This is a genomic window from Rhodoferax sp. P2_H8_2, assembly GCF_056403235.1.
The window spans coordinates 1-14,137 of record NZ_JBFUFW010000006.1; the positions used below are offsets into that span (position 1 = coordinate 1).

Annotated in this window: 15 protein-coding genes and 1 pseudogene; 3 read left to right on the forward strand and 13 right to left on the reverse strand. The window is 60.2% G+C overall.

Annotated elements, in window-relative coordinates:
* Positions 1–245, forward strand: a pseudogene (locus AC1DV6_RS11955) (IS21 family transposase); the annotation flags it as partial.
* Positions 246–611: 366 nt separating this feature from the next.
* Entirely contained in the window at positions 612–1,646 is a 1,035-nt protein-coding gene (locus AC1DV6_RS11960) for a histone deacetylase family protein (RefSeq protein ID WP_477977694.1), read from the forward strand.
* A 95-nt stretch (positions 1,647–1,741) separates the two neighbouring features.
* Here the strand turns inward: AC1DV6_RS11960 and AC1DV6_RS11965 are convergent, their stop codons facing one another.
* From AC1DV6_RS11965 to AC1DV6_RS12005, 9 genes are all read right to left on the reverse strand, one after another.
* On the reverse strand, positions 1,742–2,344 hold the full coding sequence (locus AC1DV6_RS11965; protein ID WP_477977695.1) for an ATPase: 603 nt from the start codon (positions 2,342–2,344) through the stop codon (positions 1,742–1,744).
* Position 2,345: 1 nt separating this feature from the next.
* Positions 2,346–2,699 (reverse strand): TA system antitoxin ParD family protein, encoded by a 354-nt coding sequence (locus AC1DV6_RS11970; protein WP_477977696.1) that lies wholly within the window; start codon positions 2,697–2,699, stop codon positions 2,346–2,348.
* A 142-nt stretch (positions 2,700–2,841) separates the two neighbouring features.
* The gene (locus AC1DV6_RS11975; protein WP_477977697.1) at positions 2,842–3,345 is read right to left on the reverse strand and encodes a low molecular weight protein-tyrosine-phosphatase; all 504 of its coding nucleotides are present in this window, start codon (positions 3,343–3,345) and stop codon (positions 2,842–2,844) included.
* Positions 3,342–5,036: a hypothetical protein gene (locus AC1DV6_RS11980; protein ID WP_477977698.1), complete on the reverse strand. Its 1,695-nt coding sequence runs from the start codon at positions 5,034–5,036 to the stop codon at positions 3,342–3,344. The genes AC1DV6_RS11975 and AC1DV6_RS11980 overlap by 4 nt, the downstream gene beginning before the upstream one ends.
* Before the next feature lie 65 nt (positions 5,037–5,101).
* Entirely contained in the window at positions 5,102–5,671 is a 570-nt protein-coding gene (locus AC1DV6_RS11985; RefSeq protein WP_477977699.1) for a thymidine kinase, read from the reverse strand.
* 25 nt (positions 5,672–5,696) lie between these two features.
* Positions 5,697–6,305: a hypothetical protein gene (locus tag AC1DV6_RS11990; protein ID WP_477977700.1), complete on the reverse strand. Its 609-nt coding sequence runs from the start codon at positions 6,303–6,305 to the stop codon at positions 5,697–5,699.
* The gene (locus tag AC1DV6_RS11995; RefSeq protein ID WP_477977701.1) at positions 6,298–7,725 is read right to left on the reverse strand and encodes an exonuclease domain-containing protein; all 1,428 of its coding nucleotides are present in this window, start codon (positions 7,723–7,725) and stop codon (positions 6,298–6,300) included. The genes AC1DV6_RS11990 and AC1DV6_RS11995 overlap by 8 nt, the downstream gene beginning before the upstream one ends.
* 3 nt (positions 7,726–7,728) lie before the next feature.
* Positions 7,729–8,274: an NUDIX hydrolase gene (locus AC1DV6_RS12000; RefSeq protein WP_477977702.1), complete on the reverse strand. Its 546-nt coding sequence runs from the start codon at positions 8,272–8,274 to the stop codon at positions 7,729–7,731.
* 8 nt (positions 8,275–8,282) lie between these two features.
* Complete coding sequence (locus tag AC1DV6_RS12005; protein ID WP_477977703.1) at positions 8,283–9,329, reverse strand: TRAP transporter substrate-binding protein; 1,047 nt, start codon at positions 9,327–9,329, stop codon at positions 8,283–8,285.
* A 189-nt stretch (positions 9,330–9,518) separates the two neighbouring features.
* Between AC1DV6_RS12005 and AC1DV6_RS12010 the strand changes: the two genes are divergently transcribed.
* Positions 9,519–11,297: a methyl-accepting chemotaxis protein gene (locus AC1DV6_RS12010; RefSeq protein WP_477977704.1), complete on the forward strand. Its 1,779-nt coding sequence runs from the start codon at positions 9,519–9,521 to the stop codon at positions 11,295–11,297.
* Positions 11,298–11,303: 6 nt separating this feature from the next.
* Here AC1DV6_RS12010 and AC1DV6_RS12015 read toward each other — a convergent pair whose 3' ends face one another.
* From AC1DV6_RS12015 to AC1DV6_RS12030, 4 genes are read right to left on the reverse strand one after another with little or no spacing between them, the layout of a single operon-like run.
* The gene (locus AC1DV6_RS12015) at positions 11,304–12,626 is read right to left on the reverse strand and encodes a TRAP transporter large permease (protein WP_477978000.1); all 1,323 of its coding nucleotides are present in this window, start codon (positions 12,624–12,626) and stop codon (positions 11,304–11,306) included.
* A complete protein-coding gene (locus AC1DV6_RS12020) occupies positions 12,623–13,099 on the reverse strand; it encodes a TRAP transporter small permease (RefSeq protein WP_477977705.1) in 477 nt (158 codons plus the stop codon). The genes AC1DV6_RS12015 and AC1DV6_RS12020 overlap by 4 nt, the downstream gene beginning before the upstream one ends.
* Before the next feature lie 9 nt (positions 13,100–13,108).
* Positions 13,109–13,804, reverse strand: a complete 696-nt coding sequence (locus AC1DV6_RS12025) for a fumarylacetoacetate hydrolase family protein (RefSeq protein ID WP_477977706.1) — start codon at positions 13,802–13,804, stop codon at positions 13,109–13,111.
* Positions 13,805–13,820: 16 nt separating this feature from the next.
* Positions 13,821–14,123: an antibiotic biosynthesis monooxygenase family protein gene (locus tag AC1DV6_RS12030; RefSeq protein WP_477977707.1), complete on the reverse strand. Its 303-nt coding sequence runs from the start codon at positions 14,121–14,123 to the stop codon at positions 13,821–13,823.
* Positions 14,124–14,137: the final 14 nt, after the last annotated feature.

Below are 14,137 nucleotides of genomic sequence, written 5' to 3' on the forward strand. Positions count from 1 at the left end.
CGACATTGAATGTCATCAGACGTTGGGCACTGCGAGAACAGATGTCCATCCGTGAGATTTCCAGGCGTACAGGCCTGGCTCGCAACACCGTGAAGAAGTACCTGCGATCCGACGAGAGTGAGCCTAAGTACGCAAGCCAAACCCGGTCCAGCAAGCTCGATCCCTACGCCGAGAAGCTGGCTTTGTGGCTAGGAATGGAGGTCACGAAATCGCGGAAACAGCGGCGCAATTTGAAGCAACTCCACACAAGTAACAGTTTTTTGGATTGATCTTTACGATTTGGATGAGTCTCAATTTGTCTGTCTAGAGGCACAGATTTGACGGATAGGTCACTATGAGATGCAGCAATTCGGGCGTGACTTCGGATTTCGACGTGTTTCCCTAATGAACGGCCTCAGGTGTTGCCAGTAAAAGCCATCAAAGTGCCGGGGAACAAGCCGGGGAACGTTCTCCCTTGCCTTGCGTTAAAATGACGGATTTGTGCGGGTTTTAACGCATCATTCGTGCGCTTTCACACCATAAGAAATGTCAAAAGCCTCTAAGTAGCGATACTTAGAGGCTTTTTTCATTGTCCGGCATGTATTCGAAAGAGGCCTGAAGCGAGAGTTTCCATGATCACCTTCTACAACCACCTCCACGCCCAGCACCACGGCAAAGTTGAAATGTTCCGTGGCGCGCTGGTGCCGTGTTTTGAAGTGCCGGCGCGTGCCGACCACGTGTTGGCCGAGCTGCAGCGGCGTACGCTGGGCGTGGTGCAGAACCCGCGCGCGTTTGACGACAACGCTCTTACCGGCATCCACAGCCCGCGCTACCTGAACTTCTTGGCCACGGCGTGGGACCAGTGGGTGGCGCTGGATCCCGCGAATGCCGAGAAGGACATCCTGCCGTCGGTCTGGCCCACACGCACTTTCCGGACGGATGTGGAGCCCGACAACTTTGCCGCCAAGGTGGGGCTGTATTCGTACGACGCCGGCTCACCGTTTACCAGCGGCACCTGGGTGGCAGCGCGGGCCGGCGCGCATTGTGCGCTAAGCGCCGCACAGCAAATCGTCAACGGCGACCGCGCGTCATTCGCGCTGAGCCGCCCACCTGGACATCACGCGGGCATGGACTTCTTTGGCGGCTACTGCTTCCTGAACAACGCCGCACTGGCCGCGCAGCACCTGCGCAATGCGGGCATGAAGAGGGTCGCTGTGCTGGACGTGGACTACCACCACGGCAACGGCACACAGGCCATCTTTTACGACCGACCCGATGTGTTCTTTGCCAGCGTCCACGGCGACCCGCGCACCGAGTACCCGTTCTACTTGGGTCATGCCGATGAGCAAGGGCAAGGCGCGGGGCTGGGTGCCAACCTGAACTTGCCGCTGCCGCGCGGCACGGACTATGCCACCTGGGCGCAGGCGCTGGAGACGGCGTTGGCAGCGATCCAGAAATTTGGCGCCGAGGCGCTGGTGGTGTCGCTGGGCATGGATACCTTTGAAGGCGACCCGATCTCCGGTTTCACGCTGAAGAGCGACGATTACCTGCGTGTCGGTGAGCGGCTGGCCAAGGCAGGCCTGCCCACCGTATTTGTGTTTGAGGGCGGCTACGCGGTCGAAGAGGTCGGTATCAATGCCGTCAATGTGCTGCAGGCGTTTGCCTGACTCACGGCAATTCGCCATTCGGTAAGGCACTTTGTTAGCGATGGATTGCTACTCTTTTAGTAGCTGCTTACGCACATTCCGCGGGCGTTACAGGCCTATTGAGCCCATAAAACCTGCTGCGCCCATTCCGGCAGCGGCTGCACCAGCTCTTTCGTCCAGGTTCCTTTGCACATCGCTACTGCCGTATTGGTACCCGGTGTGACGTCGTGCGAGTCGTACAGGACTGCGGCATCGGCCAGTCGCACGGCCTGGATCAGGTTGACCAGCGTACGAGGGTAGCGCGCCAATATGCGTTCTGCGGGCACCGCGTGTCCACCCTCGGCCACGCGCTGGGCGACGCGCGCTAATAGGCGATCGGGTTGGTCCAGCGCCACGACCAGCAGCATCACAAAGAAGCCCTTCGCTTGCGCGTCTTCAATCAACTTCAGTTTGGATGCGTGAGAAAACACGGTTTCGCTGACAAAGGACTGGCCGGCGTTCAGCAGCTCGGCGCGGCGTGCGTCTGCCCATAGGCGGGCCTGTTCGGAGCGGGCTTGTCTCTCGGCGATGTGTTGCAGGTGCTGTGCCTCATACACATCTGCATTCACAAACTCTGCGGCCTTGGGAATGGTGCCATTCAGAACCAGCGCTTGGTACAGCGTGGATTTGCCAGCGCCATTGGGCCCGGCCAGCAGGTAGAAGACCGGTTTGTCCGCCATGTCAGGCGGCTGCGCCTTTTCCTACGTCCATGGCCTTGTTGCGGTTGCTGGCCACGACCTCCCGCACGCGCTGTGCCAGGCTGCCGTCGATCTCTGCGGACATGAACTGTTGGAGCAAGGCGTCTGCTTGCGTAAGCGCAGGGCGGGCGCTTCGGGCTGTGGCCTCGTAGTTGGCGATGGCGGTTTGGGCCTCTTGGGCGGTCAGGCCGCTGTGTTCCACGATGCGGCCCAGCGTGGCCCAATACTCGACTTGGCCTGCTACGGAGCGGCGCATGGGCTGTGCGGCCTCACGGGCTTGGGCTACCAAGGTCGAGGGGAGCTTGACGGAGGCAAAGGCTGCGCTGGATGGGGGCATGGTATTTCTCCTTTATGGCGCATTTTGCGCCATTTTGGTTGTTTGTGGCAATACAGGGGCATTGTCGCCGGGTTGCTATTGTTTCTATAGCTGCTTACGCAATACCTGTGCGCGCTAGCGGCTGGTTTTATAGCGGGTGGGCCTAGGCCCTGATTCTGGATTTGGCTTCCGCCAGCAGCCCCGCACATCCGTCTTCCACCAAGTCCAGTACCCGCTCAAACCCCTGTACGCCGCCGTAGTAGGGGTCGGGCACGACGTCGCTCTTGTGCACGCTGCAAAACTCGGTCAGACGGCGTAGCTTGGACAGGTGCTGCGGCGGGCAGCGCTCTTTGACTTCTTCCAGGTTGTCCCAGTCCATCACGACGATCAGGTCGTGGGCGTCGAAGTCATGATCGCGGATCTGGCGGGCGCGCAGGTCGTGTAGCGCATAGCCACGTTTCTTGGCATGCTCCTGCGAGCGTTCATCCGGCGGGCTATTGGGATGGTAGTTGTGGGTTCCGGCCGAGTCGACGCGGATGGAGCGTTCCAGGCCTTGCGTTTTGACCATGTGCCTGAACACGCCGTGCGCCGTAGGGCTGCGGCAGATGTTGCCCATGCAGACAAAAAGAACAGAGAAAGTGCCTGGTCGCACCGGGGCCTGGCTCACAGGTCGAGCGACACGTGCTCCGAGTCCATGTTTTCCTCGGCGTCGTGCTCCTGGCCCTGGGAGGTCTGGAAGTGGATCAGGCCATGCAACATGACCAGGTCGCGAAATGCGGCGAGGTCAAAGCGCGCCGCATTCTTCTCGCCCGGTGTGATCAACACGCAGGCTTCGATCACGTCCATGACCTGCGGCGTGGGCCACAGTTGTCGGATGTGCGATAGCACGCCAGGGTAGGCCTCCAGGTTGCGGCCTTCGTCCCGGAACAGTGCGAACTCGGGGACGTTGACGTTGAAGACCTGCATCATCTCGTCGCGGAACTGCCGGAAGTCGGTTTTGAGGCTGTGCTGGTTCGCCACCCGGAGCAACTCCAGATACACAAGCGGGCAATCCTTGCTGTTTTCGCGGATGCGTTTTTCCAGCGCTTCAATGGCTTCGTCCAACTTGCCCAGCTTGGTGAAGAACTCGGCCTGCTGGCGCAGGTCGAACATCTTGCTGGTGTTGAAGTCAGGGTGGTCGAAGTTGGAATCGCCGCCAAAAGCCATGATGTCCGAGTCGGAGGCCATCAGCGGCGCATTCACCGTGACGTAGCTCTCGAACGGCCGTGCACCCAGATCCAACGGATGGCGCCCTTGCTGCTTCAGGCGCACTGGCTGAGGTTGCGCATGGGTGTCTGGGCCGGTTTCTTCAACGAACTGATCTTCCGCCACCGCGGCCATCCGCTGTGTACGCGCTGGAGCCGCGTTGTCAGAGTTAGCGAGACCAGAGCGCCATGCCGACGGGTCGCGCCGGTTCCACAGCACTGCAATGGCCGCAGCACATGCGGCCACCACAGCCAACAGCGCGTACACCAGCCAGGCGGGTACGCGGTCAGACTCGGCCCGGTCCATGCGTTCGCGCATGGCGATCAGGCTGGCTTCATTCTTGGTAGCCTGATCAAGCAGTGCTTTCACGCTGCTCTGCAACTGCTGGATGCGTTGTGAGTCGCGCACCATGTCTTCCAGCGGTGCGGCGGAGGTGGTGGCCTCCAGTGTCTTGATGCGTTCGGCCAGGTTTTCCAGCGGGTCAAGCCTTAGCCGCGCTTTGGGGGCTTTCGGCTCGGCGGAAGGTGCGGGCTTGCTCGACTTTGAGGGCTCGCGCACAACCGGCGGTTTGCTCTCGGGCCGTATCGGAGGGATGGGCTGGCTACGGGGCAGGGTGGCTTTGGGCGCAGCACTAGCGGCGAGCGATGGTTGACTGATGGTGGCGGGAACGGGTGTAGCTGTGGGCACCACTGTGGGAACAGGGGGCGGCTCCGGCGCGCGCTGGGGTGGGGATACGTTATCGGTGGGGAAATCCGCCAGCATCACATAGCGGCGTGTGGTCTTGGTGGCGCAACCGGCGCGCACATAGACGGTGACCACAGGCTCGTCGATCAGGGCGGAGGCGCTGATACGGATGATGGCGGTATCCGCCTGGGCGCTGGGCTCGGACGAAACCTGGACACGGCCACCGTCCAGTTTGCTGTCGGCGTAAAAAACATCGGCGTCCGCGCACAGGCCATTGGCGGCCTGGCCGGGCTCCATTTGCACGGTGACGGTCAACTCCAGAGGCTGGCCAATCAACGCCGCACCACGGGCGCGGCCCAATGTCAGCGCAGCACTCCCCAGGGTCACACCCGCTAGCGCCAGGCCAATGGTTGCTGTTCTTAGTCTCATCGACGCCTTTAACAATTCCTTACATTTTGCATGCAGGATTGAAAAAGGGCTACTGCTTCTAGGGCTTAGGGCGGGTTTTCGGCATAAAAGCAGCGTGCGCAGACCTGTTGGTAGCGGTTGTTGCCGCCAATTTCGACCTGCTCGCCTTCGCGCACGCGCTGGCCAGCGTCGTTGACGCGGATGTTCATCGTCGCTTTGCGACCACAGGCGCAGATGGTCTTGATCTCTTCCAGGTCATCCGCCAGCGTGAGCAGGTAGGCCGAGCCGTCAAAGGGCTTGCCCTGGAAGTCGGATCGCAGGCCAAAGCAGATAACGGGGATGTTGCGCGTGTGGGCGATCTGGTGCAACTGGCGCACCTGCGCCGCGGTCAAAAACTGCGATTCGTCGATCAAAACACAGGCCAGTCCGCTCTGGTCTTGCAGCAGGCTCCAGAAATCGGTGCTGGCGTCAAAGATGCTGGCGGGGCGTTGCAACCCCAGGCGAGAAGCAATTACGCCCACGCCTTCGCGGTCATCAATGCCCGCCGTATAGAGCTGCACGCGCTGGCCCTGTTCCTCGTAGTTGTAGGCAATCTGCAGCAGCGATGTGGATTTCCCGGCGTTCATCGCTGAGTAACGGAAGAAAAGCTTGGCCAAAAAATGCTCCTGTTTTGATAGCTGCCTACGCACGCTCTTCGGGCGTTGGAGGCACTTTTATTGTTGAATTCTGAGCGAACAGTTCGTTTGCGGTCTTGGCAACCTGCAGCGTATCGAAGTACGCATAGGCGCCAACGCCCACAGCGCCCAGCAGCGGCACAAAGCGCGCTGCGCCTTTGCTCAATACCTTTTGCGTGACTTTGACGCCCAGTGCCTGCGCGATGGATTGCAGCACCTTGGTCGTGGCCTCGCGCACGACCACCCGCTGTCCGATGCGCACGGCCACGTCGCGAAACAGCTGGGCCGATACGTGCTTGAACAGGCAATACAGCATCTCTTCGCGTTTGAGCGACTTTTGTTTGCCATAGACCGCCGCGATGTCCGACACCATTTGCGCCTGAATGCGCCACACACCAATCAGCTCCGGCAAAACGGTGAGCCAACCCAACACGCCCGGCGGCAATGCCAGCGAACTGGCCAGCATCGTGGCCTGGCGCGCGGCGGTGCGGCCAATGGCATGTGCGCGAGCGGCGGGGTGAAGCAGCGCCTGTTCCTTGCTGTCTGGCACATGCAAAACCAGATCGAGGATGGCGTTGCTGGCCTGGTCGCGCACAGTGAGGGCGTTCTTAGCCATGGATGGCCTCCGGCAGATGAAAGACCGATGGATCGCGCCCCGCAGGCTGGCCCAGACGCTTGGTCAGCAGGCGGTAGGTGTCCAGATCAAACGCCAGTGCAGAGCTGGATTGCACGGCGTCTTCAAGGTCGCTGTCGTCGTGCACCGTCGCCAAGTGGCACCACTGGTCAAACACATGGATATCGGTGCGTTGCGTGGCCGGGTGGTATTCGCGGATAGCGACTTTGCCCTTGTGGGGCCAGGCTTTCAGGCGGTGCTCCGCCAGCGCCATTTGCAGCCGCACCCGGTGCAACGCAGCCGTTTCGCGTCCGGCACACAGGCCTTTGCATTTGCCGATTTGGTGGGCGAAGCAAGGCCCCTTGCTGGATTCCAGACCGAGCGCCTGCAGACACAGGCCATGGGCATCGGCCAACGCACGCAGCGCATCATGGGCCTGGCGCTTGCTGCGGTAGGCGCCAAACAATTGAGGCAAAGCTTCCGGCTGCACATCGTCAATCTGTACCAGCTTGAGCACAGGGTATTGCGTAGGGTCCGTCGCCAATTGCCAGGCGCTCAGGTTGCGCTCGCGGCGCAATTGGCGGTTGTAGACCGGCTGCAGCTCCTTGACCAGACGCGACTCCAGCAACAGCGCGCCCAGTTCGCCCGCGGTTTCGCGCCATTCGACGCGGCGAATCTCCTGCAGGATGCGCATTTCGCGTGCGACTTTGCTGGCCGATTGAAAGTGCGACATCACCCGCGTGCGCATGTTGACGCTCTTGCCCACATACAACGGCAGCGGGCCTTCGCCAAAAAACAGATAAACACCGGGCGAGTCGGGGATATCCGTGATCGCCGTTTCCAGCAGTGGCGGCAGGCTGGCACTGCTTTGCAGCAAGGCCTGCGCTTCGCGCTCAATGGCGGGTATACCCAGTTCGGCCTCGGCAATCTTGAGCCAGGCCAGCACCATGTCCACATCGCCCATTGCGCGGTGGCGCGCCAGTGTGGTCAGGCCATGGCGACGCATGATCGCGTCCAGCCCGTGGCCTTTGTGTTGCGGGTACAGCTTGCGTGACAGGCGCACGGTGCACAGCGTCTTGACCTTGACCTTGAGCTTGAGCTTGGTGTCCAGGCGCTCAAACTCGTTGACTACAAAGCCGTGGTCAAAGCGCACGTTGTGCGCAACGAAGACCGCGCCTTCCAGCAACTGGCTGATGATCGGGGCCAGTTCTTCAAACGTAGGCGCGTCTTTCACCATCTCGTTGGTGATACCGGTTAGTTGCTGAATGAAAGGCGGAATGCTGACGCCGGGATTGACCAGGCTGCTCCAACGCCGTGTCTCCACACCGTTTTCAATGCGCACCGCGGCAATTTCGGTAATGCGGTCATGAACCGCATTACCCCCGGTGGTCTCCAGGTCCAGCATCACATAGCAAGGCAGCATGGCTCAGGTGATGTCTATGGTGTGGAAACCAAATCGGCCTGCGCGGCGGTCGGCAAAGTAGCGTTCGAGCGTTTCCTTGACCGTGCGAAAGGCGAGTTCGTCCCACGGGATCTCGGCTTCTGTAAACAACCGTGCCTCTACGGTTTCCGGCCCCGGATCAAACTGGTCGCTGAGCAGCTTGGCCCGGTAAAACATATGCACCTGGCCAACGCGGGGGACGTTCAGCAGGCTGAAAATTTCCTGCATTTCAAACTGGGCGCCGGCTTCTTCCACCGTCTCGCGCGCTGCGCCTTCCGCCGTGGTTTCGTTCAGCTCCATGAAACCAGCGGGAAGAGTCCACTTGTTGCGGCGCGGCTCGATATTGCGCATGCACAGCAGCACTTTGTCTTCCCAAATCGGTACGGTGCCCACCACGTTCAGCGGGTTCTCGTAGTGCACCGTATTGCAAGCCGTGCAGACAGCGCGTTCTTTGGTATCCCCGTCGTCCGGCAAGCGGTACACCACGGCGGTGCCGCATTGTTTGCAGTGTTGTATGGGGGTGCGCAGCATGAGATTTTTCAGGCGCGCTTGGCGTGCTTTGCGATCAGGTCGCGTGCGGCGTCGCGCAGCAGCTTGCCGTCGAGGTTGCGTTTGTTCAACTCTTCGATCCACTCGACTTCTACTACCGCCGCCTTGCGCTTGAACTCCTGCGCATCAGTGGGCGTAATCATCGTGACCGTGTTGCCGCGGTCGGTGGCGCTCTTCTTGCCTAGCGGATCGTTGCCCTGTTGTGTCTTGCCCAGCCAGCCAGAGGTTGCCAGGCCGGAGTTGTTGTCGATCACCTTGCGCAGATCGGCAGGCAAGGACTCGTAGCGCTTCTTGTTCATCGCCATCACAAAGGCTGAGGTGTACATCGCGCCGACGCTGGGGTCGAACTCGCTGTGAAAACGGGTGAGTTCCTGCACCTTGACCGAGGGGATGACTTCCCATGGCAGCACACAGCCTTCTATCGTGCCTTTGGACAGCGCATCGGGAATGCTCGGCAGCGGCATGCCCACCGGAATGGCGCCCAGGTAACCTAGCATCTTGGTCACCGGACGCGACGGGCCACGCAGTTTCATGCCACGCAGATCGGCCACGGTTTTGACCAGCTTGTCCTTGGTGTGCAAAACGCCCGGGCCATGCACGTTGACCGCCAGCAGGTGCGTCTCCTTGTAATCGTCGGTGGCGACCGTGTTCAGGTATTCCCACAGCGCCTTGCTGGTGGCCTCGGCGTTGTTCATCATGAACGGCAGCTCGAAGGCCTCCGTGCGCGGGAAGCGGCCTGCGGTGTAGCCGGGGAGTGTCCAGACAATGTCGACCACGCCATCGCGTGCCTGGTCATACAACTGGGCCGACGTGCCGCCCAGTTGCATCGCTGGGTAAGCCTCGAACTTGATGCGCCCGCCGGATTCCTTTTCTACCTTGTCCATCCACGGCTTGTGCATGGTCAGCCACACATTGGACAACGGTGCCATGAAGGTGTGGAATTTGAGTGTGATGCTCTGCTGCGCAAAGCCAACCAGGGCTGGCGCGCCAAGGGCTGCAGCAGCGCCGGTTTTCAGGAGAGTGCGTCTTTGAAACATGGAGGCAATTGGGGGGTAAAGACGAACTGTACTGCAAGACAAAGGTGCTTCCGTGCAGGGGTAAGAGGACTAGAAATTCCCGCATCTTCAGCCCCGAGACCTTAGTCCTGAAAATCGCACCAATCAGGTGCCAATCTGTGTAATCATTTGTAGCGGCAAATCGGCACCCAGGAAAGGCAATAGAACATCATGCAGTTTTTGAGCAATATGAAGATTGGGGCGCGACTTACTACGGCTTTCGTCACTTTGGTCTTGTTGATGATTGGCATCGCGTACGTGGGCGTCAACGGCATTGGCAAAACCTTCAAGGTCGTGGAGAGTATGTACGCTGACAGGCTGATCCCGGTGAACGACTTGGCCGACGTGCAGTATCTGTCCATGCGCAACCGCGTTCTGATCATGGACATGATCATTAATCCTGACCCTGCCAATGTGACAAAGCGTGCGGCTGAAACGGTGAAGAATGGCGAAAAAATCGATGCCTTGTGGGCCAAGTACAAGGCCACTGAGCTGGCGCCGGAAGAAAAAGTGCTTATTGCAGAGATTGAGCCAGCTTTGAAGGCGTACCGCTCAGAGGGACTGGCACCTACGCGCGAAGCCAGTCTGGCCGGCAAGACCGAAGAAGCCAAGACGCTTTACGCCACCGCAATCAGCAAGACCGCATCCAAATTCTTTGAACCCATGGAAAAGCTGATGAACTTGCAGGTGTCACTGTCCAAGGTTGAGTTTGACAATTCAGTCAAAGTGAATGATTCGGTTCGTACCACGTCAATCGTCGCTACCCTGATTGCGGTGGCTATTGCCGCTTTTCTGGCTTGGACGATTACCGGCTCCATCACCGGCCCCATCGGCAAGGCGTTGCGATTCTCTCAAGAGGTCGCGCAAGGGGATCTCACTGCACATCTGAACCACGACGGCAAAGACGAAGTGGGCGCCTTGCTGAAATCCCTCCAAGCCATGCAGGCTAGTTTGGTCAAGGTGGTGTCGAACGTGCGGTCAGGCTCTGAATCGGTGGCAACGGCCAGCGCCGAGATTGCGCAGGGCAATAACGATTTGAGTGCCCGTACCGAGCAACAGGCCAGTGCTTTGGAAGAAACTGCGGCGAGCATGGAAGAGCTGAGCGCGACCGTCAAGCAAAACGCAGATTCCGCGCGCCAGGCCAACCAGCTGGCCAACAGTGCATCTACCGTAGCAGTGCAGGGCGGCAATGTGGTCGGCCAGGTGGTCGAAACCATGAAGGGCATCAACGAGTCGTCACGCCGCATCTCCGACATCATCAGCGTCATTGATGGCATCGCCTTTCAGACGAATATTCTGGCGCTCAATGCGGCGGTGGAAGCCGCACGCGCTGGTGAGCAGGGCCGCGGCTTTGCGGTGGTGGCCTCTGAAGTGCGCTCGCTGGCCGGGCGTTCCGCCGAAGCTGCCAAGGAGATCAAGAGTCTGATCAACGCCAGCGTGGAGCGCGTGGAGCAGGGCACCGTGTTGGTGGACAAGGCGGGTGTCACGATGACCGAGGTGGTCAGCAGCATCCGGCGCGTGACCGACATCATGGCCGAGATCAGTGCCGCCAGCAACGAGCAGGCGACGGGTGTTGCGCAAGTGGGTGAAGCGGTAGTGCAGATGGACCAGGCCACCCAGCAAAACGCGGCATTGGTGGAAGAAATGGCCGCTGCCGCCAGCAGCCTGAAGGGACAGGCACAGGACTTGGTGCAAGTGGTCGCAGCCTTCAAACTGGATTCTGCAGACTACTCACCGAAGAGCATGGTGCGCTCCGCAGCGCCCGCGGCCAAGCCGTTCAAGGGTGATGAGCGCCGCACCGGCCCCGCGGCGGGCAGCGGCTTCAAGCCTGCGCCGTCCAAGTCATTTGCGCCTAAGCCTGCTGTCTCGATGAAGCCAGCCTCACTGCCCAAGCCGGCGCCCGCGCCAGCAAAGTCGGCCGGTGGTGATGACGATTGGGAAACCTTTTGATCCAGCTCAGCGCACAAACTGTACCAGCCACAGGCATACGCCCGGGCAGAACAGCAGCAGCAAAATCCGCAGCGTGTCGCTCACTAAAAATGGCAACACGCCGCGGTAACTCTCGGCGATGGGCACATCCTTGGCCATCGCGTTGACCACGTAGACGTTCAGGGCCACTGGCGGGCACAGCATGCCAAAGCCCACGGTCATCAGCACCATGATGCCGAACCAGATCGCGGTGTATTCCTTGGACATGCCGAAGTCCAGCCCCATCACAATGGGGAAGAAGATCGGGATGGTCAGCAGCATCATGGACAGCTCGTCCATCACCGAGCCCAACAGGTTGTAGAACACCACGATCAGCGCCATCAACACCAACGGAGACAATCCCCAGCTCTGCACCAATCCCGGCAACTGGCTTGGCAATTGCGTCAGCGCCAGTGAAGAATTCATCACGTCTGCGCCGATGAAAATCAGGAAGATCATGCCGGTGCTCTCGGCGGTGGCGTAGAAGCATTCGGCCAGTTTCGCGCGTGTCAGCTCGCGTTTGAACAGGGCTGCAATCAGTGTGGACGCTGCGCCAACGGCTGCGCCTTCCGTGGGTGTGAACAGCCCTCCGTAGATGCCGCCAAACACGACAACGAAGATGCAGGCAATCGGCAGCACACCGCTGAGCGTGGCCCAGCTGAATGCGGATACGCCGTCCTTAGTCGGCAGCGGTGCCTGGCCCGGCACACGGCGCACATAAATGGCAATCACCAGCATGTAACCCAGCATCGCAATGATGCCGGGCACCATCGCCGCGGCAAACAGCTTGGCAATGTTTTGCTCGGCCAGGATGGCGTAAATCACCAAGGGCACGGATGGGGGAATCAGGATGCCCAGCGTGCCACCCGCCGCCAGCGTGGCCGTGGCCAGGCGGCCTGAATAGCCCTGGCGGCGCAGTTCAGGCAATGCGACGGAGGTGATCGTCGCAGCCGTCGCCACCGACGAACCGCAGATCGCGCCAAACCCGGCGCTGGCGAGTACGGAGGCCATTGCCAGCCCGCCATGAAAGCGCCCCATCAGCGCGCTGGCAAATGCAAACAGCGCTTTGGAAATGCCGCCCTGGGTTGCAAAGTGGCCCATCAGGATGAACAGCGGGATCACCGACAGGTCGTAGTTCGCAAAGCGCGCGAACGCCTGGTTGGTCAGAAAGTTGACGAGCGGATCACAGCCCGCTTGCCACACATAGCCCGCTGCGCCAGCTGCAAACATGCTCACCGCAATCGGCACACGCAGCGCCATCAAAAGCAGCATCAGGCCAAAGATCAATCCTGCAATCGCGATAGGCGTCATGGCTTCACCGCCCGCGTGTTGCCGGTCGTGCATTGATACAGGCCAATGCAGGCGGTCAGTACAAACGGCGGCACCATGGCTGCATAAACCACCCAATCGGGAAAGCCCATCAGCATGCTGGCGGAATGGTTGTCCCAGGCGCTCAATGCGCCCACCGCTGTGCGCCATGCGAGCAGCGCCATCAGCAGTGCGATCGTGAACGCGCCAACGCGGTCCAGCACAGCGTTGGTCTTCAGCGAGGTGCGCGTCGTAAATGCATCCACCAGGATATTGCCGCCCCGCAAGTGGCACATGGGCATGAACAGCGCGATGGCTGCACCGGCCGCTGCGGCAGACAACTCGAAATCACCCGCCACCGTGGCGCCAAAAAATTCGCGCCCGATGATGCCAGTGCAAGTCAGTAGCGCAATGCCGGTCAACAACACACCAGCGAGCACGGCGCACCAGCGTGCGAATGTTTCCAACAACGCCAAGCTATTTCCCTAGGTAATTTTGACGGTCAGCGGCGTCAGGCCCGTGACGCTGGCAGCGAGCACATCGCCGCGCACCACAGCGCCCACGCCTTCCGGCGTGCCGGTAAAGATCAGGTCGCCGGGTTGCAGTGCCCACGCGGCGGAGAGTTGCTCAATGGTCTCGGCGATGTTCCAGATCATTTTGGAAATCACGCTTTTCTGCTTGTCCTGGCCATTGACTTGCAGCGCAATGCTGGCCGCGCTCAGGTCACCAGCGGCGTCCACAGGGGTGATAGGCCCAATCGGCGCGGAGTCATCAAAGCCTTTGCCAATGCACCAGGGTCGGCCCTGTTTCTTCATGTCGTTTTGCAAGTCGCGTCGGGTCATGTCCAAACCCACGGCGTAGCCATAAATGTGTTTGTGTGCGTCGGCCGCGGCAATGTTCGAGCCGCCCACACCAATCGCAACCACCAGCTCCACTTCGTGGTGCAGATTGCTTGTGAGCGTGGGGTAGGGCATTGCCACCGTTTCGCCCACGTTCGCGCTCAACACCGCGTCGGCCGGTTTCATGAAAAAGAAGGGCGGCTCGCGGCCCGTGTGGCCCATCTCCTTGGCGTGGTCTTCGTAATTGCGGCCTACGCAGTAGATGCGGTGGACCGCAAAGCGCTGGGTCGTACCGATAACAGCAACGCTGGCAACGGCGGGAGGTTTGAGGACATAGGACATGTCGGGTTTCCTTAGGTCAGTTGGACTTGGAGACCAGCTCAAAGTGTTCTACCACCGGCGGTGCCGCAAAGAATGGCCCGACGATGGCGCGCCATTCGGTAAACAGCTCGGATTGGCGAAAGCCGATGGTGTGGTCTTCCAAGGTGTCCCACCAGATTTGCAGCACATAGCGTTCGGCACTTTCGATGCCGCGGTGCACCTTGTAGCCCTGGAAGCCCTTGGCGCGGTTGATGACGGTCGTTGCGCCACGGCCAATGGCCTCTTCAAAAGCGGCGTTCTGGCCTGGCGGGATGCGGATGTCGGCGAGTTCAAGAATCATGATTTGTTCCGGTT